Here is an 18904-nt window from a genome sequence, read left to right as displayed (position 1 = left end):
GCTTGGGGTTGCGGTTGTTAGACCGGAAGGTATGGCCGGACCCCGGGCGAGACGAATGAACATCCCGCTGCGTCGCGTGGCGCTGGTGTGCGCGGTGATGATGTTCGCCCTTCTCGGCAACGTCACGGTCATCCAGGCTTTCAGAGCGCAGACGCTGAACGCCGACCCGCGCAACCAGCGCACGCTGATCGCCAAGTTCGACCATCCGCGCGGCAGGATCCTCACCGCCGACGGCACGGTCATCGCGGGCAGCCGCAGGGCGAGCGACGCCGGCTACAGGTACCGCCGCACCTACCCCGAGGGCAACCTCTACGCCGCCGTCACGGGGTACGCCTCCCTCTACACCACCACGGGACTGGAGCGGGCGGAGGACGCCAGGCTGTCGGGCAGCGATGCCAGGGTGCGGGTGCGCGCGCTGGTGAGGGACGGCACGATCGAGGGCGCCGACGTGCGGACCACGATCGACGCGCGGGCCCAGCGGGCCGCCTACGCGGGGCTGGCCGCGACCGGCAGGCGCGGAGCCGCCGTCGCGATGGATCCGGCCACGGGCGCCATCCTGGCCATGGTCTCCTACCCGTCCTACGACCCCACCCTCTACACCACCTTCGACAGCGAGAAGCTGGCCAGGGCCGACGAGCAGTTGCGCAAGGACCCCGGCCAGCCGCTGCTCAACAGGGCGATCAACCAGAACTACCCGCCAGGCTCCACCTTCAAGATCGTCACCACCGCCGCGGGGCTGACCTCGGGCAGGTACACGCCGGACTCGCAGGTCGAGGCGCCCGCCCGCATGCCGCTGCCCGGCACCTCCATCGACCTGGGCAACGCAGGCGGCGAGGCGTGCGGCGACGGGCACCCACCGCTGGCCTACGCCTTCCAGATGTCCTGCAACACCGCCTTCGCGAGGATGGGCCTCGACCTCGGACAGGACGTGCTGCGCCGGCAGGCGGAGGCGTTCGGGTTCGACGACGACAGCCTGACCGTGCCGATGCCGGTCGCGCGGAGCGTCTACCCGGCAGGCATGGACCAGGCGCAGACGGCCATGTCGGCGATCGGGCAGTTCGATGACAGGGCGACGCCCCTCCAGATCGCGATGATGGCGGCGGCCGTGGCGAACGACGGCTCGCTGATGCGGCCGTACCTGGTGGAGGAGGTGCGCCTGCCGGACGGCTCGGTGGTCGAGCGGGCCGAGCCCTCGCGGTGGCGCTCCGTCATGAGCGCCCAGGACGCCGGCGCCCTCACGGCCATGATGGTCAGCGTCACCCAGCCTGGAGGCACAGGGACGGCCGCCGCCATCCCAGGGGTGGAGGTGGCGGCCAAGACCGGCACGGCGGAGAACCTGCCGGGCGCCCAGGACCACGCGCTGTTCACCACCTTCGCCCCAGCCGGCGAGCCGCGGGTCGCGGTCGGCGTGGTGGTCGAGCGGGCCGGATTCGGCGGCGACGTGGCCGCCCCCGTCGCCAGGCAGATCATGCAGGCGGTGCTGGACTAGCGGTAGGCCTGCGCCTGCAGGGTGTAGAGGTCGGCGTAGAGCCCTTCGACGGCCATCAGCTGCTGGTGCGTGCCCTCCTCCACCACCTTGCCGTGGTCGAGCACGTAGATGCGGTCGGCGTAGCCATCCTTGCCCGCTGGAGCGCGTCGTGGAAGTCGGGGTCGTCGTAGGCGGCCAGGGGGACCCTGCTGGTCAGACCGTACAGACGTTCCTCGGTGAGCCTGGAGACCTGGGGGTCGAGGCGCGACTGCGCCCAGCCGGCCGCGGCCTGCGTCACCGTGCGCAGCGCGGCGGCGACCGCCACCAGGGCCAGGCTGGGCAGCGCGGCGCGCACCCTGTCGGGCGTGGGGCCCTCGCGGAACAGCGCGTCGAGCACGCCTGTCGTGGCGAGCAGGCCGAAGGCGGTGAAGATGCCGCCGGCCAGGTTGAAGCCGATGGTGGCCGCAGTGTCGCGGGGGCTGGCCCGCCAGGCCATGCGCATCGCCTGCCCCACGAGGGCGGGCAGGCGCCTGGCGATGGTCAGGAAGCCGACCTCGGTCATCTTGTCGGTGTGGGCGTGCCAGTCGGAGAAGGAGGTCTCGCCTAGTTCGAGGGGCTCGTCCGCCATACAAGGAGTGTGACCGGCGCCACTGACAATTCTCCACAGCTTTCCCGCCAGGGGCCGGTTGGAAGGGCCACGCCGCCACCCGTCGCCGCCGTGCCCCGCATGCATAAGATCGCCTCGGTGTGGGTAATCGGTGTAACACTGTCGGTAACGCCACCTCCCCCCTGGAGAAGCCGCTGTGCGCCTGAGGCCGCCCACCGAACCGAACGACTTCGTCGGCCGCGAGTCAGACGTGGACGCACCGCCGGGGCGCGCCGATCGCGGCCCGGGCGAGCGCGAGCAGGCGGCCGGGAGGCCGGCCCTCACGTACACAGGTGCCCGCTCCGCTCAGGTGACGCGGCCACACGGCGACCGCCTCTCTACACACCCTTGACCCCCCGCGGATACATGCCCGAATGGCCATCTCGGAGCATGTGCCAGGAGCGGGCTCGGCCTAGCGTTGCCTCTGTGATCGACCGGCGGCGCGCATCGCGAACCCAGGTGCGGGGGCGCCCGCACGCAGGGCGAGCACGGCCTGTCGATCCACCCGAGACGTCGCGTTCGCTGATGGGCCTGGCCTCCTCAGAGGGGTGGAGGTCGTGGTCCTGCGGGCGCGACAGCGGGCTCGAGCCGCGCAGGGCTCGAGCCCGCCCAGCCTTCTGCGGCGCCGGTCGAGTACACATGGCCATACATACGTGAGGCGCTCTGAAGCCGGGGGGCTCGCCGTGGCGTGGCTGGGCCGCCGGCGCCTGGCGGCCGGCCTTCCGGCCCACGCGTGGCGTGGCCTGCGCGCCCGACCGGCGATCGGGCCTCTGCAAAGAGAGCGCTCCCCGAATATGCCGAGCTGTTATCCGCACATGCCTTGACGTCGCCAAGTGCGAAGTGGGTTGATGGCCCTACTGACAACGTTGTCACCGACCGTGGTGAAGGAGCGGTGTGCGATGAGACGACGGTGGCTGGCAGGCATCACCATGGCGGCCCTGCTCGGTCTGGCGGCCTGCGGCGGAGGGGGAGGCACTCCGGCTCCCTCCGGCCAGGCGTCGGGCACGGGTGGCGGCGGCAAACAGCAGGTGGAGGTCTTCTCCTGGTGGACGGGCCCCGGCGAGGCCGACGGTCTGAAGGCCATGAAGGAGATCTTCGAGAAGGAGAACCCCAACCTCACGTTCTTCGACGCGGCGGTGGCAGGAGGGTCGGGCGACAAGGCCAAGGCGCTGCTGCAGTCCAAGCTCCAGGCCGACACCCCGCCCGACACCTTCCAGGGTCACGCGGGCGCCGAGCTGCTGGGCTACATCAAGGCGGGCGACCTCGAGGACCTCACCTTCCTCTATGACGAGCTCAAGCTCAAGGACGCCTTCCCCGCCCAGCTCGTCGAGCAGATCAGCCACGAGGGCAAGATCTACTCGGTGCCGGTCAACATCCACAGGTCGAACATCCTGTGGTTCAACCCGAGCGTCCTGAAGGAGGCGGGCGTCGCGGCCGCGCCCAAGACGATCGAGGAGTTCATCGCGGCGCTGGAGAAGGTCAAGGCCAAGGGCAAGATCCCGCTGTCCATCGGCTCGGAGTGGACCGTCACCCACCTGATGGAGAGCGTCCTGCTCGGCTCGCTGGGCACCGACGCCTACAACGCGTTGTTCAAGCCAGGCGCCGACTGGGGCTCGGCCGCGGTCACCAAGGCGCTGAACGACTTCGCCAAGATCATGTCCTACGCGGGCGACCCGCAGGACGACTGGCAGCCGGCGGCCGCCCAGGTGGCCGAGGGACAGGCCGCCTTCAACATCATGGGCGACTGGGCCTACGGCTACTTCCACAACCCGCCGGAGGGCGGCCTCGGCAAGAAGTCGAAGACCGACTTCGACTGGGCCCCCTCGCCCGGCACCGAGGGCACCTACATGTGGCTGTCCGACAGCTTCACCCTGCCCAAGGGCGCCAAGAACAGGGACGGCGCGGTCGCGTGGCTCAAGGTCGCGGCCAGCAAGGAGGGGCAGGACGCCTTCAATCCGAAGAAGGGCTCCATCCCCGCCCGCAAGGACGCCGACGCCGCCCTCTACACCGACTACCTGGGCGACGCGCTGAAGGACTGGTCATCCAACAAGCTGGCCGGATCCGTCCAGCACGGCGTGGCCGTCAGCCAGCCCTGGCTCGCCTCGATCAACGAGTCGGTCGGTCTGTTCATCGGCACCAAGGACGTGGCCGCGCTGCAGAAGGGCCTCGTCGACGCGGCGGCGGCCAACGCCCAGTGAGGCAGGCACAGTGATGGCGAGAAAAGGCGGGTCCGCCCTGCGGCGGGCCCGCGCCTGGTTGCCGGGGCTGCTGCTGGTGACGCCCTCGATCATCGCGATCGGCGTGTTCGTCTACGGCATGCTCGGCTGGAACTTCAGCCTGGCGATGACCGACAAGCACGACGAGGTCTCCGAGGGGAACTTCGTCGGGCTGCAGAACTTCGTCGACATCTGGGACGAGCCCCGATGGCACCTGTCGGTCAACCACGCGATCCTGTTCACCGTCGTGTTCGTCCTCGGCGCGCTGGTGCTCGGCTGGTTCCTCGCCTTCCTGATGGAGAAGGGCATCAGGGGGGAGGGCACCTTCAGGGCGATCTACCTCTTCCCGATGGCGATCTCGTTCGTGGCGACGGGCATCGTGTGGCGCTGGCTAATGAACTCCGGCCAGGACGAGAGGGCAGTCGGCCTGAACCGGCTGTTCGACGTGGTCGGCCTGCCTCAGTGGGCCTGGTTCAGGGACCAGGACTGGGGCATGGCCGCCATGGCGATCCCCGCCATCTGGCAGATGTCCGGATATGTCATGGCACTCTTCCTCGCGGGGTTCAGGGGCATCCCTGAGGAGCTGCGCGAGGCCGCCCGAGTCGACGGCTGCACCGAGTGGGGCGTCTACCGGCACGTCGTGCTCCCACTGCTGCGGCCCGTCACGCTCTCCGCGCTGATCATCCTCGGACACATCTCGCTGAAGACGTTCGACCTGGTCATGGCCGTGTCGGGCAAGCAGATCATCACCGACGTGCCCGCCGTGTTCATGTGGGTGGCCGTCTTCGACTTCCACGACCCGGCCAAGGGCGCGACCATCGCCTCCTACATCGTGCTGAGCGTCGCGGTCTTCGTCATCCCCTACCTGATCTGGTCGGTCCGCAAGGAGAGGCGCTCGTGATCCTCCGCCGTGGGTTGCTGATCGTCTTCGCGGTCGTCTTCCTGATCCCGATCTACGTGCTGCTGGTCACCAGCTTCAAGCCGCTCACCGAGGCCAACCCGTCGCAGGCCTGGAACCTGCCGCAGGTCTGGACCCTCGAGGCGTGGCGGGTGGCGTGGGAGAAGCTGGCGCCCGGCATCTGGAACAGCGTGTTGCTCGCCGTGCCGGGGTCGCTGCTGTCGTGCGTGCTCGGCTCCATGAACGGCTACGTGCTGTCGAAATGGCGTTTTCCCGGCGCGGACGTGCTGTTCACGCTCTTCCTGTTCGGCATGTTCATCCCCTATCAGGGGGTGATGATCCCGCTGGTCCAGCTCATGGTGAACATCGGGTTGTACGGCGACATCTCGGGGCTGGTGCTCGCGCACGTCGTCTACGGCATCCCGATCTGCACACTCATCTTCCGCAACTACTACGTGACGATCCCCGACGAGCTGATCGAGGCGTCGAGGGTCGACGGCGCGGGCATGCTGCGCACCTACTGGTCGGTCGTGCTGCCGGTGTCGGCGCCCGCGTTCGCCGTAGTGATCATCTGGCAGTTCACCTCGCTGTGGAACGACTTCCTGTTCGCGGTCTTCCTCACCGGCCCGACGAGCTGGCCCACCACGGTCATGCTGAACAACATCGCAGGGGCGCAGGCCACGCCGTACAGCCAGCAGATGGCGGCGGCGCTGCTCGCCTCGATCCCCACGATGCTGATCTACCTGCTGCTCGGGCGCTTCTTCATGCGCGGGCTGATGGCGGGCGCGCTCAAGGGGTGAGCTCGGGGGTTGCGGGAGCAAACCACGCCGCGTCCCGCGGGCGCCGGTGACCGGGCCGGCGCCCGCGCGGGGCGGCGAGGTGGCGCCCGGGAGAGCCGCGCGTGCTCTGTGCTCACGAACTCCGCGGGGCCTCGGGCGGGAGCTCTCCCGAGCCTCGGGGGATCAGCCTCACCGGCAGCTGGACGCGCTCCGCGGGGCCGCCGCCGCCCGCGATCCTGCGGAACAGCAGCTCCGCGCTCACCCTGCCCAGGCCCGCCGAATCCTGGGAGACGACGCTCACGCCCGGGCTCAGCAGGTCCGCCAGCTCGAAGTCGTCGAACCCGATCAGCGCCATCCGCCGTCCGGCCAGCGCGCGCAGGGCCGTCATCGTCAGCCGCCCGTTGCCGGTGAACAGCGCGGTCGGAGGGTCGTCCATCCCGAGCATCCTGTCGAGGTCGGCGCGCACCCTGTCGAGTTCGGGGTGGGCCATCGAGATCAGCCGCTCGTCCACGAGGTCGCCGAGCGCCTCGCGGTAGCCGTGCTCGCGCTCGCCCGCCGTGAAGATGGTGGGGCTGTCCCCGAGGAAGGCGATCCTGCGGTGCCCGTGGGCGAGCAGGTGGGCCGTGGCCATGCGGGCCCCGCCCCTGTTGTCGCAGAGCACCGTGTCGACGTCCAGGCCAGGCCCTGCCGGACGGTCCACGAAGACGGCCGGCGTGCCCGCCGCCAGCTCCGACCGCAGGTAGGAGTGGTCGGCGCCGGCCGGCACCACGATGAGCCCGTCGACCCTTCGCGCGCAGAAGGTGAGCACCAGCTCCCGCTCCCTCGCGGGCTCCTCGGCCGAGGAGCCGCTCAGCACCAGGGAGCCGTGCCTGATCGCGACGTCCTCGACCGCCCTGCTCACCCCCGAGTAGAACGGGTCGCCGACGTCCTCGATGACCAGGCCGATGCTCGACGTCCTGCCCTGGCGCAGCACCCTGGCGCTCTCGTTGCGGCTGTAGCCCAGCCGTTCGATCGCGGCCCTGACGCGGTCAGCGGTGGCGGCGTTCACCCCGGGCTCGTTGTTCACGACCCTGGACACGGTCTTGAGCGCGACGCCCGCCTCGGCGGCGACATCCTTCATCGTCGGTCTCACACCCCGATCATTTCCCATGCCGGACCCTCTGACAACGTTGTCAGCAGGCAGAAGGGCCCTCAAACCCGTGGCTCTCGTGATCACCTTCTCGACGATGACGCAGTGGGCGACGATGCGGGCAGATGCCGCCACCTACCCGTTCCGAGCCGGAGGCCGCATGGCAGAGTGGGCCTGGCTATGTCCTTGAGATCAACTTTCGTGGTCGCCGGGCTGGTCCTCGCCGCGCTCAACATGCGACCCGCCCTGGCCGGAATCTCCCCCCTCCTCGACGAGATCATGACCGACGTGGGCCTCACGCCCGCGGGCGGCGGTGCGATCACCACGGTCATGGTCGTCTGCCTGGGCCTGTTCGGTCCCGTGGCGCCGCTGCTGGCCCGCAGGATCGGTCTGGACCGCACCCTCCTGGTGGCCCTGCTGATCCTCGCGGCGGGCGTGGTGATCCGCAGCCTCGACGGCGCCCCCGTCCTCTACACGGGCGCGGCCATCGCGGGCACCGCCATCGCGATCATGAACGTGATCATGCCGGGCGTGGTGAAGCAGCACTTCCCCGAGAAGGCGGGCCTGCTCACGGCCATCTACGTCTCGGCTCTCGTGGGCGGCGCCGCCGCGGCCTCCGCGCTGGCGATCCCCATGGAGCACCTCACGGGTTACGGCTGGCGCGGCGTCTCCGCGCTGGTCGCCGTGCCGGCCGTGGCCGCGGCCGTGCTCTGGCTGCCTCAGGCCTTCGGCAGGCAGTCTGCCCCCGCCAACGGGCCGAGGCCGTTCAGGGCGCTCATGCGCAGCCCCGTCACCTGGAAGCTGACCGCGTTCATGGGCATCCAGTCGCTCACGTTCTACGTGATGCTCGCCTGGCTGCCCACGATCTTCCAGGAGGCCGGCCTGCCCGCCGACCACGCGGGGTTTCTGCTCGCCATCTCCAACCTGGCCCAGGTCGCCGCGACGCTGGCGGTGCCGGTGCACGCCGAGCGGAGCAGGACGCAGGTCCCGCACGTGACAGGCGCCGCGCTGCTGACCGTGGCGGGCTATCTCGGCGTGCTCCTCGCGCCGACCACCGTGCCGTGGCTGTGGATGATCGTGCTGGGCCTCGGGCAGGGCGCGTCACTCGCGCTGGCCCTGCTCATCATCACGCTGCGCGCCCCCGACCCCTCCTCGGTGACCGCGCTGTCGGCGGTGGCCCAGTCGGTGGGGTACGTGCTGGCCGCGCTCGGCCCGCTGGTGATCGGTCTGCTCAGGCAGGCGACGGGCGGCTGGACGGTTCCGCTGCTGGCAGGGCTCGCCGCGTGCGCGGTGCAACTGGTGGTAGGGGTACTGGCGGGACGTCCTCTGATATCTTAGGCAAGGCTTACCTATTCGACTGAAGGGCCTGCCGTGCCGCTCGCCGAGTTGACCGGAGTGCTGGAGCGCGTCGCCGCCGCGCGAGGGGGCGTGCTCGGCGTCCTGCCCGGCCTGCTCGTCGAACCCGACGACTCGTGGACACCGCTCCAGGAGCTGACGCGCGAGCCGTACACCCTGCTCAGCGCCCTGATCGAGCAGACCGCGGGCCGCTACGACGCGCCGAGGCACGTGGGCGCCGCGCTGCTGTGGAAGACGCTCGGCTACTGGCTCACCTTCCCGATGGCCGTCGGCTGGGCGCTCGACGGGCGGGCGCCCGTCATGCGGTTCGAGGACACCTACTTCAAGCAGTCGGAGGCGGGGGTGACGGTCGCGGCCACGGCGGTGACGGTCGTCGACAGCCCGCAGGCCATCGCCGAGGCCCTGCGTCAGTCGCAGGAACCACTGGTCAAGGCGATCAGCGGCCAGGCGCGGGTCGGCGCGCGCACGCTGTGGGGCTCCACCGCGGAGGCGTTCGCTCATCCGATGACCGCGGTGCTCCAGGGCGACTACATGGGCCTGCTGCGTGCGGTCGGCCGGCCGGTCGACGGTCTGCTCGAGCAGACCGCCGACGGCTACCGGCGCAGGACCTGCTGTCTGTGGGTCACGCTGCCCGAGGCCGAGCCCTGCTCGACCTGCTGCGTGCTGCGGGAGTCGTGCGCGGCCTGAGCTCAGGCGACCTCGGCGGCGGGCACCTCGCCCATGAAGTCGTCGTCGATCGGGCGCAGCTCGTCGGCGTAGCTCACCGAGACCCTGCGCATGAGCCCGGTGTCGTCGATGGAGTACTGCCCCAGGCGCCACAGCGGAGGGGAGTAGGCGTGGATCGACACGCTTCTGTCCACCGCGCCTGTCAGCCGGTGGATGTGGTCGGGGCCGAAGTGGAAGGACTGCCCCTCGGCCACCACGGTCTCCAGGTGCTCGCCGCCGATGCGCGGGTTGCACTCCAGCAGCGCGCCCTGCACCACGTGGACGGCGCCGGAGGAGATGTCGTGGTCGTGCCAGCCCGTGTCGTCCTCGGGACGCCAGCAGAGCAGCCACACGTCCACATAGGCGTCACGGTAGAGCGAGGCGTAGTGCCGGCCGCCGTCGGCGGGGAAGTCCACCTGGTCCTGCCACTGGGCGGGGTCCGCGGCCAGGTCGTCGACCAGCTCGCGTAGCTCCCGCCGGTCGAGCGTCCTGGCGGGAAGGTTGGTGCTCACGTGCGTTTACTCCTTTCGTCCGAGTAGACGTCGAGGGTTGGCGACCCTGATGGCGTGCGCCGCGGCGGCGCCCATCCCCGGGTCGGGGGCGGTGGCGTACGGCGCGTCCGAGCCGTTCACCACCACGTCGATGCCGAGCTCGCGGACGATCGCGTCGATCGCGCGCGGGCCGTAGGAGGAGGTCTCCACATAACAGAGGGGGTCCACCTGGCCCCTGCCGCCGCCCCTGGCGATCAGGCGCTCGGTGTGCAGCGGCGCGAGTCCCGCCAGCAGCGCGAAGCAGACTCGCAGCCTGGGGTGGCGCGGGCGCACGACGGCGTGGAAGTGATGCCAGGCGGCGTGCATCTGCTGCACGTACGGCACCAGCGCCGGCCACCAGCCCGGCACGCCAGGCGTGGCGGCCGCGGGGCCCGGATGGACGAACAGCGGCAGGTCACGCTCGGTCAGCACGTCGAGCAGCCGGTCGTCGGGCTCGGCGGTCGCGGGGATCTGCAGCCCTGCGAAGCCGCGGTCGAGGTCGGCGGCCAGCCTGGCCGGGTCGACGTCGCTGTGGCAGGTCGCCGCCCACGCGCCGAACGGCTCGGGCAGCTTCAGCGCGCCCTCGTGGTAGGCGTCGATGAGCGGCCAGGCCTCCTCGGGCGGCAGGAACTCGATGCCCAGCGGGCTGGAGAGGGAGACCAGCGCGAGCTCCAGGTCCGTGGTGTCGCGCGCGTCGTGGTCGGCGGGGTCGACCTCGTACGGCGGCTCGCCGTCCAGGATCAGGGTCCAGCCGTCCAGGTAGGGAGGGCGCGACCTGGCGCGCAGCGCCTCGACGAACGAAGGCGTCCACAGGTGCTGATGGACATCGATGCTCACGGCCACACCTCCCTCTATTTCCTACCGAGAATACATGTAAACCCTGGGGCTGCCATGTGAAGCGATTCAGTGATGCGTTTCAGTGAAACGCTTCACCCCCGGTTTTGTCAATGCTGGCTACGCTGGTCCGATGGCCAGAAAGCGAGCGACCATCAAAGAGGTCGCGCAGGCGACCGGCCTTTCGCCTGCAGCCGTCTCCTACGCGCTACGCGGGCTCCAGGTCTCTGAGGAGACCATGGAGCGCGTGCGGGCCGCGGCCGCCGAGCTCGGCTACGAGGCCGACCCCATCGCCCGTGCGCTGGCCAGCGGGCGCACCGGCATGATCGGCGTGCTCTGCGGCTCCCTCGAGGACCTGTGGCAGCAGTCGCTGGCAGTCGGCATCAGCAGAGGGCTGAGGGAGAAGGATCGCTACGCGCTGATCCTCGACGCCGTCGGCGACCCCGCCCGCGAGCGGGCCCTGGCCCAGCAACTACGTGACCAGCGCGTCGACGGCCTGATCGTGCAGCCGGTCGATCCCGCCGCGGCGTTCTGGGCCGAGCTGTGCGAGTCGGTGCCCGTGGTCGCGATCGGCGACGGGCTGCCCGGCACGGCCGGTGAGGTGATCTTCGACAACAGGCGGGGCGTCACCCTCGCGCTCGAGCACCTCAAGGAGCTCGGCCACGAGCGCATCGCCGTGCTCACCCCCACGGGCGCGCGCACCCCCGACAGGCCCGCCGACGTCCACGCCAGCGCCGAGGCCGACAGGCTCGGCCTCGACATCGAGGTGGCCACCGCCTCCTACGGGCTGACGGCGGCCACCGAGGTCGCCCGCGGCATCCTCGACAGCGGGCGCCACACCGCGGTGTTCTGCTTCTCCGACTCCATCGCCTACGGCGTCTACGCCGCGGCGGCCGAGCGAGGGATGTCCATTCCAGGCGACGTGTCGGTGATGGGCTACGACGACCATCCCATGTCGGGCCTGCTCAGCCCCGGCCTGACCACGGTCGACTGGAACATCGACGGCATCGTGCGCGCCGCCGTACGGCTGGTCGCCGCCGCCGCGGACGGCCCCGCGCGGCGGCGCAGGGTGGTGCAGCAGCCCACGCTGTGCGAGCGCGGCTCGGTGCTGCGGATCAGCCGCTGAGCTCCCTGCGCGCCTCGTCCAGATCGGTGTCGAGAGGGCGGTCGGGCTCGCTGGGGGAGCCCGGCTGGGCCAGCGCCCTCCGGGCGGCGACCAGTTCGCAGGCCAGCACGATCTCCAGGGGCTCCACGCAGCGCAGCGCCGCCCTCGCCGCCTGGGTGGCGAAGCTGGCGTGGTCCTCGGTGCCGCGGGAGATCACCGCCGTGCCGCCCGCGACGGGCGCGGACAGCAGGCGCAGCTCGGCGAGCGCGTCCTGCGCCACGTACTCGAGGATCATCGCGCCCGACCGGCCCTGAGCCCCGCCGAGGAAGGGCAGCAGCCCCGTGTAGGCGGGCTCCATCAGCGTGGCCAGCCTGGCGGCCGACAGCTGCGCCGCGGGCACCAGCGCCGCCCGCATCGCATCGAGCGCGAGGGCGACGGGGGCGGCGTGGAAGTTGCCGTTGTGCCAGGCCAGCTCGTCGCTGAACAGGGGGTTCTCCGTGGCGGCGTTGAGATCGACCTCGACGACGCGCCCGGCCCTGGTCAGCGCGTCCATGGCGGCGCCGTGCACCTGCGCGAAGGCGCGGTAGCCGTAGGGGTCCTGGACCCTGACCGCCTCCTCGGCGGCGAGCATCCCGCGCAGGCGGGCCGCCACGTCGGCCTGACCCGGCTGCGGCCTGGCCTCGTGCACGGCCGGCGCCAGCGGCTCGGCGGAGGCGTTGACCGCGGTGAACGAGCGCGCCGCCACGGTGACGGCGGACTCCATGAGCGTCCGCAGCCTGTGGACGGCCAGCGCCGCGTCGGCCAGCGTGGCCGCGCCCGAGCTGATGAACGGCAGTGCGTCGCCCGACGACAGCGCGAACCTGGGCCCAGGCCCTGGCCGCCCTTCGGGCCCCCGCCATTCGCGCTCGCCCAGCAGGCACAGCGCGGTGGTGGCCAGAGCTGTCAGGTCGCCGGTGCCGATCGCGCCGTAGGTGCGGACAGGAGGTGTGAACCCATCGTTGATCGCCTCGGCGAGCACGGGCAGGAGGGCGGGGTCGACCCCCGAGCCGCCCGCGAGGAGCTGGTTGAGCCTGACGACGAGCATCGCGCGGGCGCGCTCCTCGCCGACCAGCGGTCCCGCTCCTCCCGCGTGGCTGCGCAGCAGGTCGAGTCCGCCCTCCTCGACGGTGGTGTCCTTGTTCGCGCCGACGCCCGTGCTCTGCCCGTACACGGGAGCTGTCAGTGTCCGGGCGGTCCGCCAGGCGGCCCCGGCCCGATCGAGGGAGACGATCGAGACGGGGACTCCTGAGGCCACCTGCGCGCAGGTGAGGGTGGCGCCGTCGAGCAGCATCAGTCGGGCAGGACCAGGCTGAGCACCCAGCTGACGATGGAGACGACGAGCGCCCCCCAGAAGGCGGCCCAGAAGCCGGAGACATGGAAGGGGACGTCGATCTGGGAGGAGATCCAGCTTGTGAGCAGCATCAGCCCCGCGTTGACGACCAGGGCGAACAGCCCCAGGGTCAGCACGTAGAAGGCGCAGCCGATGGTCTCGATGATCGGCTTGATCACGGCGTTGATGACACCGAAGATCAGCGCCACCACGAGCAGCGTGCCCCAGTAGTTGGCCGTGCCCGTGGGAGTCGTGATCTCGACTCCGTCCACGAACTGGATGGCGACCCAGAGGGAAGCCGCCACGACGAGAATTTTGATGATGAACTTCACGCCACAGGATCCTCGCATTTCTGATCGGCGATTCGATAGGGCCGCGGTGCGGCCAAGGGATAGATCATCACGCTGGACACACCCGCGGCCACCATCGCGGCGGCCGTGGCGGGCGTGACTCTGATCCACGGTTTCAGCCGGTCAGCGATGATCGGCGCCACAATCGTGGCGAGCGTGACGACCGGAGAGGTCGTCAGCTGACGATCAGGCATGCACGCTATGTGCCCGGAGATGACTCCACGTAGTCACGTGAGGGCGTTACCGAGAGGGGTTATGGGGAAAGAGCCGATTCTGGGGAGGAAGTGACATGGACACTGAGGAACTCGAGTCGATGCCGGCCAGCGAACTTCACGAGCGGGCCGTGCGCTATGCCGTACGCCACGGGGACTTCGGGTTCCTCTGGGAGCTGTTGAGGGCCATCCCCGCGGCGGAGGCGGCCAGCGGTCACGGCGGCGAGGTCGTCAACGACCTCAGCCACCTGTCCGCGCTGCTCAGCGACGCCATGAGCTCGGGCCAGGGCGAGCTGGGCGAGGCGCTACGTCCTCTCTACGTCGAGTACCTGGCCAAACATCCCGAGGCCTAGCCCGCCAGCCTGGTCTCGGCGTCATAGGTCGCGAACCCCGGCGTGAGCGTCGCGCGCCCGTCGGGGCCCACGACCATGCTCTGGTACGGCTGGGCGCCCCCGTTCCACCCGGCGCCGGGGTGCGGGGCCGCGCCCGCACCCGGGTCTGCGGCGAGGCGCATGGCGAAACGCCTGGCCCTCGCGGTGCCCATGGCGTGCATCGCCCAGGCGTACGCGCCCGCCACGCCCAGGTCGGGTCCGATCACGCACACCCACGCCCTGCCCTCGCCGCTGAACTCCGAGCCGCCCGCCGTGGCCACAGCGGCGTCGTGAGGGAAGAGCACCCGCGTGGTGACCCCGTCGTAGGGATCGCGGACGCCGAGCCGCCACCGGCGGCCCGGCGAGGAGGAGCCCCGCACGCGCAGGTCGTGACCCGCGCTCACCCTGTGGTCGACGGCGCCCGCGATGGTCAGCGCCCGTGACAGGCGCTCCACCGCCCACCCCCTGACGTACGGCATCGGGTCGAGCCTGCCGCCCGCGCGTCCGTCGAACCAGCCGCCCGTCGCCTCGTGCAACGTGTCACACCTGTGCAGGATCTCCACCACCTCGGGGACCTGGTCGATCGTCTGGCCCCTGTTCAGCCTGGCGATCTGACTGTCCTCGCGGTCGGGGCTGAAGGTGTCCTCCACCCACCGCAGCCAGGAGAAGGCGTCGTCGAGCAGGGGCGTCAGCTCCCGCTCCGGCAGCGCGGTGCGAATGTCCACGCACACGGGAAGGTCCATCACCATCTGCACACCAGCGACACCGGGAAAGGTCATAGGAGTCACCGTGGCACGGGCGGGATAACGCACGGCTAAGCCCTTTGCCGGAGCTTGGACAGCGCGCCCCTGACGTACCTCACGAAACCGCGAGGACCGTAGACCACGACCCTGCGCTCGGAGATGTCGGGGACGAGACGGCTCAGGCCCGAGGCGCTGACCGCCTCCTTGGCCCTCGGGTCGTGCTCGGCGCCCTCGACGATCATCACGGGCACGCCGCGGGCGCGCAGTTCGCGGGCGGCCTCGGCCTCACGCGGGTCGCGCGCCCTGTAGAGCACCAGCGTGCGCGCCGGGTCCTTCACCCTGGAGGCGATCCTGTCGGCGCCGACGCCCTCGGCGATCAGCAGCGTCCCCGCTCTCTGCTCGGGACGGCGCCGCCAGAGCGCCACCGCCAGCGCGGCGCAGAGCAGAGACGAGAGAGACTGGGTGCTGGTAGTCATAGAACCGACGGTGTGCGACGTACATGAGAGTTGCCTGAACAAAAGATGGGTAAGCCCGAAGTTTTGGTGGTGGACGACGAGCCGCAGGTGCGGGAGGCGGTCACCAGGGCGCTGCGCGTCCAGGGGTACCGGGTCAGAGGCGCCGCCGACGGGCCGACCGCGCTGGCGGTGGTCGCCGTGGACAGGCCCGACCTCATCGTCCTCGACGTCATGATGCCCGGCATGGACGGTCTCGAGGTCTGCCGCCGCCTGCGCGCCGAAGGGGACAGGACTCCCGTCCTCATGCTCACCGCGCTGTCCGGCGTGGGGGACAGGGTCGAGGGGCTGGACGCGGGGGCCGACGACTACGTGGTCAAGCCGTTCGCCCTGGAGGAGCTGTTCGCCAGGGTGAGGGCGCTGCTGCGCCGTACCTCCTCGTCGGGCGGAGCGCTGGAGTTCGCGGGGCTCGCGCTGAACCCCGCCAGCCGCCAGGCCAGGCGCGGCGGCAGGGTCTTCGACCTCACGGGCACGGAGGCGGCGCTGCTCGAACTGCTCATGCGCAACGCTGGACAGGTGCTCACCCGCGAGGTCATCTTGGAGCGGATCTGGGGTTACGACTTCACCCCCGGCTCCAACTCGCTGGAGGTCTACATCCGATACCTGCGGCGCAAGACCGAGCACGACGGGGAGCCGCGGCTCATCCAGACCGTGCACGGCCTCGGATACGTGTTGAGGGAGCTATGAAGCTGCATCTCCGGCTCGCGATGGCGGCGGGCCTCGCGGCGGCGCTGTCGGTCCTGCTGGTGCTGGGCGCCGCCTACTACGTGACCTGCCGCAGGGCCGAGAGCGTCATGGGGCAGATCGGGCGGTGGCAGGCGGAGTTCGGCTGGCCCTTCCTGGCCGTGGCGGCCGGCGGGCTGGTCATCGCGGCGTTCTTCGGCTGGCTGGCCGCGGGCACCTCGCTCCGTCCGCTGTCGACCCTCACCGCCACGACCTCCAGGATCGCGGTGACCCGAGACCTCGGCCTGCGCATCGCCGTCACGCGCGACGACGAGATCGGCAAGCTGGCGGCCAGCTTCAACACGATGCTGGACGCCCTGGAGCGCTCGGCCAAGGCGCAGAAGCAGCTGGTCGCCGACGCCTCGCACGAGCTGCGCTCGCCGCTGACGGCGGTGCGCACCAACGCCGAGCTGCTGGTCAGGGGCGACGTGCCGGAGTCCGAGCGGGCCGAGGTGGGGCAGGCGGTGGTCCTCGGTCTCGAGGAGCTCACGGGGCTGGTGTCCGACCTGGTCGAGCTGGCCAGAGACGAGGAGCCCGCGGCCCTGGTGGAGGTCGTGCGCCTCGACGAGATCGTCTCCCACCAGGTGACGAGGGCGGCGTCGCACTGGCCGGAGACCCGCTTCACGGTGTCGGTCTCGCCGACCCTGGTACGGGGCGTGCCCGATCGGCTGGCGCGGGCGGTGGGCAACCTGCTGGACAACGCCGCCAAGTACGGCGCGCCCACCGACGCGGTCGAGGTGACGCTGCACGACGGCGTGCTCGAGGTGCGCGACCACGGTCCGGGGATTCCGGTGTCCGACCTGCCGTTCGTCTTCGACCGGTTCTACCGGTCGGCGCAGGCGCGGGCGAAGCCGGGCTCGGGGCTGGGCCTGGCGATCGTACGACAGGTGGTGGACAGTCACGGAGGAACGGTGGCGGCGGTCCCCGCCCCGGACGGCGGCACCTTGGTCCGCCTCGTTCTCCCCACCCCGGCCTGACCCGCGGAGAGACCTCCACCGCCTCGCGCGGCGCCCTGATACTCCCGGTAGGTTTGCGAGCATGGCGAACGTACGTGTTGAGCGGACAGATGACGGTTTCGTGGCGACCAACGCGCGGGGCGCGCGTGTGGAGATCGGCGGCGGTGACCAGGACGGCGTGTTCACCCCGGTCGAGCTGCTGCTCGCCGCGGTCGGCGGCTGCAGCATCGTGACCGTGGAGCCGCTCACGGCCAAGCGCGGGCACCGGCTGCTGAAGCTGGCGATGACCGTCGACGCGGAGAAGGTCGAGCCGAACAAGCTGGGCCCCGTCACCATCACCTACGACGTGGAGCTCCCCTCGGAGCAGGCCGACGAGGTGTTCAGGGCGGTGGCGGAGCGCGTGGAGGCCAAGCACTGCACGGTCAGCCGCTCCCTGCGGGAGGGCACGGAGGTCCGCTTGGAGCTCCCCTAGGCTGATTAGGGCGATTATCGACCCTGGTATGACGCGTCCGTTGCATTCGGCTCTGTAACGTTGAAGCAGGTCAAGGGTGCTGCGACTGACTTGCAGAGCTTTTGCCGATGCGGACGCGGAGGGGGACCGTCGTCTGCTGTGCGGGACCGCCGGGCGCTTCGGGGGAAGGTGCCCGGCCTGGACCGCGATAGATCGGGGTCGGGCAGTTTTGGGGGAAACTGCCCGGCCCCGATTCATATGTACTGTCTTAGGGTGAAAAAGCTCCTTATCGACTGTGATCCCGGTATCGACGATGCCCTGGCCCTCGCGCTCGCCGGAGGCTCTCCCGAGATCGACCTGGTCGGCATCACCACCGTGGGCGGCAACGTCAGCCTGGAACTGACCACCGCCAACGCCCTCGCGCTGCGCGAGTTCTACCGACTGGGCGACGTCCCCGTGACGCCCGGCTGCGCAGGGGCCCTGATGGGGGAGCGGGTGCGCGCCGAATCCGTCCACGGCGCCACGGGCCTGGGCGGCGTGGAACTTCCCGCGCCGGTCAAGGGGGTGTCCGACGGCCACGCCGTCGACTTCATCATCGAGACCCTCAGGGCGAATCCCGGGGAGATCACCCTTGCCGCCGTCGGCCCGCTGACCAACATCGCCCTGGCCGTACGGCGGGAGCCGCGCATCGTGGAGTGGGCCCGCGACTTCGTGATCATGGGCGGCTCGTACACCCGCGGCAACCACACCCCCGCGGCCGAGTTCAACATCAGGGCCGACCCCGAGGCGGCCTCGATCGTGTTCAGGGCCGGATGGACGGTCACCATGGTCGGCCTCGACGTGACCCTCACCGCGGTCGTCACCGAGGCGATCCTGGACCGCATGCGCACACTCGGCCGCCTGGCCGACCTCGTGGTGCCGATCTCCCAGTTCTACGGGATGGTGACGGCGGAGGGAGGCCCCGCCATCCACGACGCGGTCGCCGTCGCGCACGTGATCGACCCGACGCTGCTGACGTGCGTGCCCGCGGTGGTCGACGTCGAGACGATGGGGACGTACACGGCCGGCATGACCGTGACGGACTTCAGGATCGACGAGCGGACGGCCAACGCCTCCGTGGCGACGGGCCTGGACGTGGACCGGTTCTGGAAGCTGACGCTGGAGGCTTTTGAGCGAGTGGGTGAGCGGATCGGGTGATGTGCGAGTGGTGCTCTGCTGCTGCTAGAGTTATCGACGTCGCAAGCGCCGCTAGCTCAGTTGGTTAGAGCAGCTGACTCTTAATCAGCGGGTCCGGGGTTCGAGTCCCTGGCGGCGCACACCGAAAGACCCCAGCTTGGGTTTCTGAGCTGGGGTTTATTCGTTTGACGCCTCAACATATTGGCCTGTCTGGGGCGGTGTTGATCTTCGTGCTGCTCGTGGTGTGGTCGCGTGTATCCGGGCGTATCCACGCAGATTGTCCATCCCCTGAAAGCGTGGAGACTCGGTTATGCGGCGATGGCCTCCTGAGACCTCGCCTTGGTGGCTGTTCGCGCGGTCATGATCTGCCGCTCG

The 18904-nt window shown here is 70.4% G+C and carries 21 protein-coding genes and 1 tRNA gene; 13 read left to right on the top strand and 9 right to left on the bottom strand.

Translation table 11 applies throughout. The features are described from left to right. Positions 1–55 precede the first annotated feature (55 nt). Positions 56–1489, top strand: coding sequence for a peptidoglycan D,D-transpeptidase FtsI family protein (locus ABFX50_RS17485; RefSeq protein ID WP_346147628.1), 1434 nt, complete (start codon positions 56–58; stop codon positions 1487–1489). Positions 1490–1544: 55 nt separating this feature from the next. Here ABFX50_RS17485 and ABFX50_RS17480 read toward each other — a convergent pair whose 3' ends face one another. Further along, positions 1545–2096: a hypothetical protein gene (locus tag ABFX50_RS17480; protein WP_346147626.1), complete on the bottom strand. Its 552-nt coding sequence runs from the start codon at positions 2094–2096 to the stop codon at positions 1545–1547. Between the two features lie 917 nt (positions 2097–3013). On the opposite strand from ABFX50_RS17480, the gene ABFX50_RS17475 reads away from it, so the two are divergent. Genes ABFX50_RS17475 through ABFX50_RS17465 form a run of 3 tightly spaced genes read left to right on the top strand, consistent with a single transcriptional unit; the run spans position 3014 to position 6028 of the window. Further along, positions 3014–4312 carry an ABC transporter substrate-binding protein gene (locus ABFX50_RS17475; protein ID WP_183656533.1) on the top strand — a complete coding sequence of 433 codons (1299 nt, stop codon included), beginning with the start codon at positions 3014–3016 and terminating at the stop codon, positions 4310–4312. A 13-nt stretch (positions 4313–4325) separates the two neighbouring features. Then, positions 4326–5231: a carbohydrate ABC transporter permease gene (locus ABFX50_RS17470; RefSeq protein WP_346147623.1), complete on the top strand. Its 906-nt coding sequence runs from the start codon at positions 4326–4328 to the stop codon at positions 5229–5231. Beyond that, on the top strand, positions 5231–6028 hold the full coding sequence (locus tag ABFX50_RS17465) for a carbohydrate ABC transporter permease (protein WP_346148068.1): 798 nt from the start codon (positions 5231–5233) through the stop codon (positions 6026–6028). The genes ABFX50_RS17470 and ABFX50_RS17465 overlap by 1 nt, the downstream gene beginning before the upstream one ends. Positions 6029–6140: 112 nt before the next feature. On the opposite strand, the gene ABFX50_RS17460 is transcribed toward ABFX50_RS17465, so the two are convergent. Next, positions 6141–7139 carry a LacI family DNA-binding transcriptional regulator gene (locus ABFX50_RS17460; RefSeq protein WP_346147621.1) on the bottom strand — a complete coding sequence of 333 codons (999 nt, stop codon included), beginning with the start codon at positions 7137–7139 and terminating at the stop codon, positions 6141–6143. A 177-nt stretch (positions 7140–7316) separates the two neighbouring features. Here ABFX50_RS17460 and ABFX50_RS17455 point away from each other — a divergent pair, with 177 nt between their 5' ends. Both ABFX50_RS17455 and ABFX50_RS17450 read left to right on the top strand, forming a co-directional pair. Then, positions 7317–8474 (top strand): CynX/NimT family MFS transporter, encoded by a 1158-nt coding sequence (locus tag ABFX50_RS17455; protein WP_428834696.1) that lies wholly within the window; start codon positions 7317–7319, stop codon positions 8472–8474. A gap of 33 nt (positions 8475–8507) precedes the next feature. Then, positions 8508–9179 carry a (2Fe-2S)-binding protein gene (locus ABFX50_RS17450; protein WP_346147618.1) on the top strand — a complete coding sequence of 224 codons (672 nt, stop codon included), beginning with the start codon at positions 8508–8510 and terminating at the stop codon, positions 9177–9179. A 2-nt stretch (positions 9180–9181) separates the two neighbouring features. Here ABFX50_RS17450 and ABFX50_RS17445 read toward each other — a convergent pair whose 3' ends face one another. Next, positions 9182–9709 carry a cysteine dioxygenase gene (locus ABFX50_RS17445; RefSeq protein WP_183656544.1) on the bottom strand — a complete coding sequence of 176 codons (528 nt, stop codon included), beginning with the start codon at positions 9707–9709 and terminating at the stop codon, positions 9182–9184. A 6-nt stretch (positions 9710–9715) separates the two neighbouring features. Continuing rightward, positions 9716–10564 (bottom strand): amidohydrolase family protein, encoded by an 849-nt coding sequence (locus ABFX50_RS17440; RefSeq protein ID WP_346147615.1) that lies wholly within the window; start codon positions 10562–10564, stop codon positions 9716–9718. Between the two features lie 130 nt (positions 10565–10694). On the opposite strand from ABFX50_RS17440, the gene ABFX50_RS17435 reads away from it, so the two are divergent. Then, entirely contained in the window at positions 10695–11687 is a 993-nt protein-coding gene (locus ABFX50_RS17435; RefSeq protein WP_346147613.1) for a LacI family DNA-binding transcriptional regulator, read from the top strand. Here ABFX50_RS17435 and ABFX50_RS17430 read toward each other — a convergent pair. From ABFX50_RS17430 to ABFX50_RS17420, 3 genes are read right to left on the bottom strand one after another with little or no spacing between them, the layout of a single operon-like run. Beyond that, complete coding sequence (locus tag ABFX50_RS17430; protein WP_346147611.1) at positions 11677–12996, bottom strand: aromatic amino acid ammonia-lyase; 1320 nt, start codon at positions 12994–12996, stop codon at positions 11677–11679. The genes ABFX50_RS17435 and ABFX50_RS17430 overlap by 11 nt on opposite strands. Further along, a complete protein-coding gene (locus ABFX50_RS17425) occupies positions 12996–13367 on the bottom strand; it encodes a phage holin family protein (RefSeq protein ID WP_183656550.1) in 372 nt (123 codons plus the stop codon). The genes ABFX50_RS17430 and ABFX50_RS17425 overlap by 1 nt, the downstream gene beginning before the upstream one ends. Then, a complete protein-coding gene (locus ABFX50_RS17420; RefSeq protein WP_346147608.1) occupies positions 13364–13579 on the bottom strand; it encodes a hypothetical protein in 216 nt (71 codons plus the stop codon). The genes ABFX50_RS17425 and ABFX50_RS17420 overlap by 4 nt, the downstream gene beginning before the upstream one ends. Positions 13580–13674: 95 nt before the next feature. On the opposite strand from ABFX50_RS17420, the gene ABFX50_RS17415 reads away from it, so the two are divergent. Then, positions 13675–13950 (top strand): hypothetical protein, encoded by a 276-nt coding sequence (locus tag ABFX50_RS17415; protein ID WP_183656556.1) that lies wholly within the window; start codon positions 13675–13677, stop codon positions 13948–13950. On the opposite strand, the gene ABFX50_RS17410 is transcribed toward ABFX50_RS17415, so the two are convergent. Together ABFX50_RS17410 and ABFX50_RS17405 are read right to left on the bottom strand one after the other, a co-directional pair. Further along, positions 13947–14747 (bottom strand): FAD:protein FMN transferase, encoded by an 801-nt coding sequence (locus ABFX50_RS17410; RefSeq protein ID WP_346147606.1) that lies wholly within the window; start codon positions 14745–14747, stop codon positions 13947–13949. The genes ABFX50_RS17415 and ABFX50_RS17410 overlap by 4 nt on opposite strands. A gap of 35 nt (positions 14748–14782) precedes the next feature. Then, the gene (locus ABFX50_RS17405; protein WP_346147604.1) at positions 14783–15187 is read right to left on the bottom strand and encodes a ferric reductase-like transmembrane domain-containing protein; all 405 of its coding nucleotides are present in this window, start codon (positions 15185–15187) and stop codon (positions 14783–14785) included. A gap of 45 nt (positions 15188–15232) precedes the next feature. Between ABFX50_RS17405 and ABFX50_RS17400 the strand changes: the two genes are divergently transcribed. From ABFX50_RS17400 to ABFX50_RS17380, 5 genes are all read left to right on the top strand, one after another. After that, complete coding sequence (locus tag ABFX50_RS17400) at positions 15233–15910, top strand: response regulator transcription factor (protein WP_183656563.1); 678 nt, start codon at positions 15233–15235, stop codon at positions 15908–15910. Further along, positions 15907–16923: a HAMP domain-containing sensor histidine kinase gene (locus ABFX50_RS17395; protein WP_183656566.1), complete on the top strand. Its 1017-nt coding sequence runs from the start codon at positions 15907–15909 to the stop codon at positions 16921–16923. The genes ABFX50_RS17400 and ABFX50_RS17395 overlap by 4 nt, the downstream gene beginning before the upstream one ends. A 61-nt stretch (positions 16924–16984) precedes the next feature. After that, positions 16985–17374, top strand: a complete 390-nt coding sequence (locus ABFX50_RS17390) for an OsmC family protein (protein ID WP_183656569.1) — start codon at positions 16985–16987, stop codon at positions 17372–17374. Positions 17375–17626: 252 nt separating this feature from the next. Beyond that, positions 17627–18550, top strand: coding sequence for a nucleoside hydrolase (locus ABFX50_RS17385; protein WP_346129758.1), 924 nt, complete (start codon positions 17627–17629; stop codon positions 18548–18550). 45 nt (positions 18551–18595) lie between these two features. Further along, positions 18596–18669 (top strand) — tRNA-Lys (locus ABFX50_RS17380). Positions 18670–18904 lie beyond the last annotated feature (235 nt).

The sequence above is a fragment of the Nonomuraea recticatena genome, assembly GCF_039533245.1.
GTDB lineage: Bacteria > Actinomycetota > Actinomycetes > Streptosporangiales > Streptosporangiaceae > Nonomuraea > Nonomuraea roseola.
The sequence above is the reverse complement of the archived record's forward strand: the minus strand, read 5'-3'. Positions and strand labels throughout refer to the sequence as shown.

Coding starts and splice junctions, on each gene's coding strand:
- ABFX50_RS17480 (WP_346147626.1), bottom strand. CDS start 2,096: ATGGCGGACGAGCCCCTCGAACTAGGCGAGACCTCCTTCTCCGACTGG.
- ABFX50_RS17400 (WP_183656563.1), top strand. CDS start 15,233: ATGGGTAAGCCCGAAGTTTTGGTGGTGGACGACGAGCCGCAGGTGCGG.
- ABFX50_RS17430 (WP_346147611.1), bottom strand. CDS start 12,996: ATGCTGCTCGACGGCGCCACCCTCACCTGCGCGCAGGTGGCCTCAGGA.
- ABFX50_RS17415 (WP_183656556.1), top strand. CDS start 13,675: ATGGACACTGAGGAACTCGAGTCGATGCCGGCCAGCGAACTTCACGAG.
- ABFX50_RS17475 (WP_183656533.1), top strand. CDS start 3,014: ATGAGACGACGGTGGCTGGCAGGCATCACCATGGCGGCCCTGCTCGGT.
- ABFX50_RS17395 (WP_183656566.1), top strand. CDS start 15,907: ATGAAGCTGCATCTCCGGCTCGCGATGGCGGCGGGCCTCGCGGCGGCG.
- ABFX50_RS17455 (WP_428834696.1), top strand. CDS start 7,317: ATGTCCTTGAGATCAACTTTCGTGGTCGCCGGGCTGGTCCTCGCCGCG.
- ABFX50_RS17435 (WP_346147613.1), top strand. CDS start 10,695: ATGGCCAGAAAGCGAGCGACCATCAAAGAGGTCGCGCAGGCGACCGGC.
- ABFX50_RS17390 (WP_183656569.1), top strand. CDS start 16,985: ATGGCGAACGTACGTGTTGAGCGGACAGATGACGGTTTCGTGGCGACC.
- ABFX50_RS17485 (WP_346147628.1), top strand. CDS start 56: ATGAACATCCCGCTGCGTCGCGTGGCGCTGGTGTGCGCGGTGATGATG.
- ABFX50_RS17470 (WP_346147623.1), top strand. CDS start 4,326: ATGGCGAGAAAAGGCGGGTCCGCCCTGCGGCGGGCCCGCGCCTGGTTG.
- ABFX50_RS17405 (WP_346147604.1), bottom strand. CDS start 15,187: ATGACTACCAGCACCCAGTCTCTCTCGTCTCTGCTCTGCGCCGCGCTG.
- ABFX50_RS17420 (WP_346147608.1), bottom strand. CDS start 13,579: ATGCCTGATCGTCAGCTGACGACCTCTCCGGTCGTCACGCTCGCCACG.
- ABFX50_RS17410 (WP_346147606.1), bottom strand. CDS start 14,747: ATGACCTTTCCCGGTGTCGCTGGTGTGCAGATGGTGATGGACCTTCCC.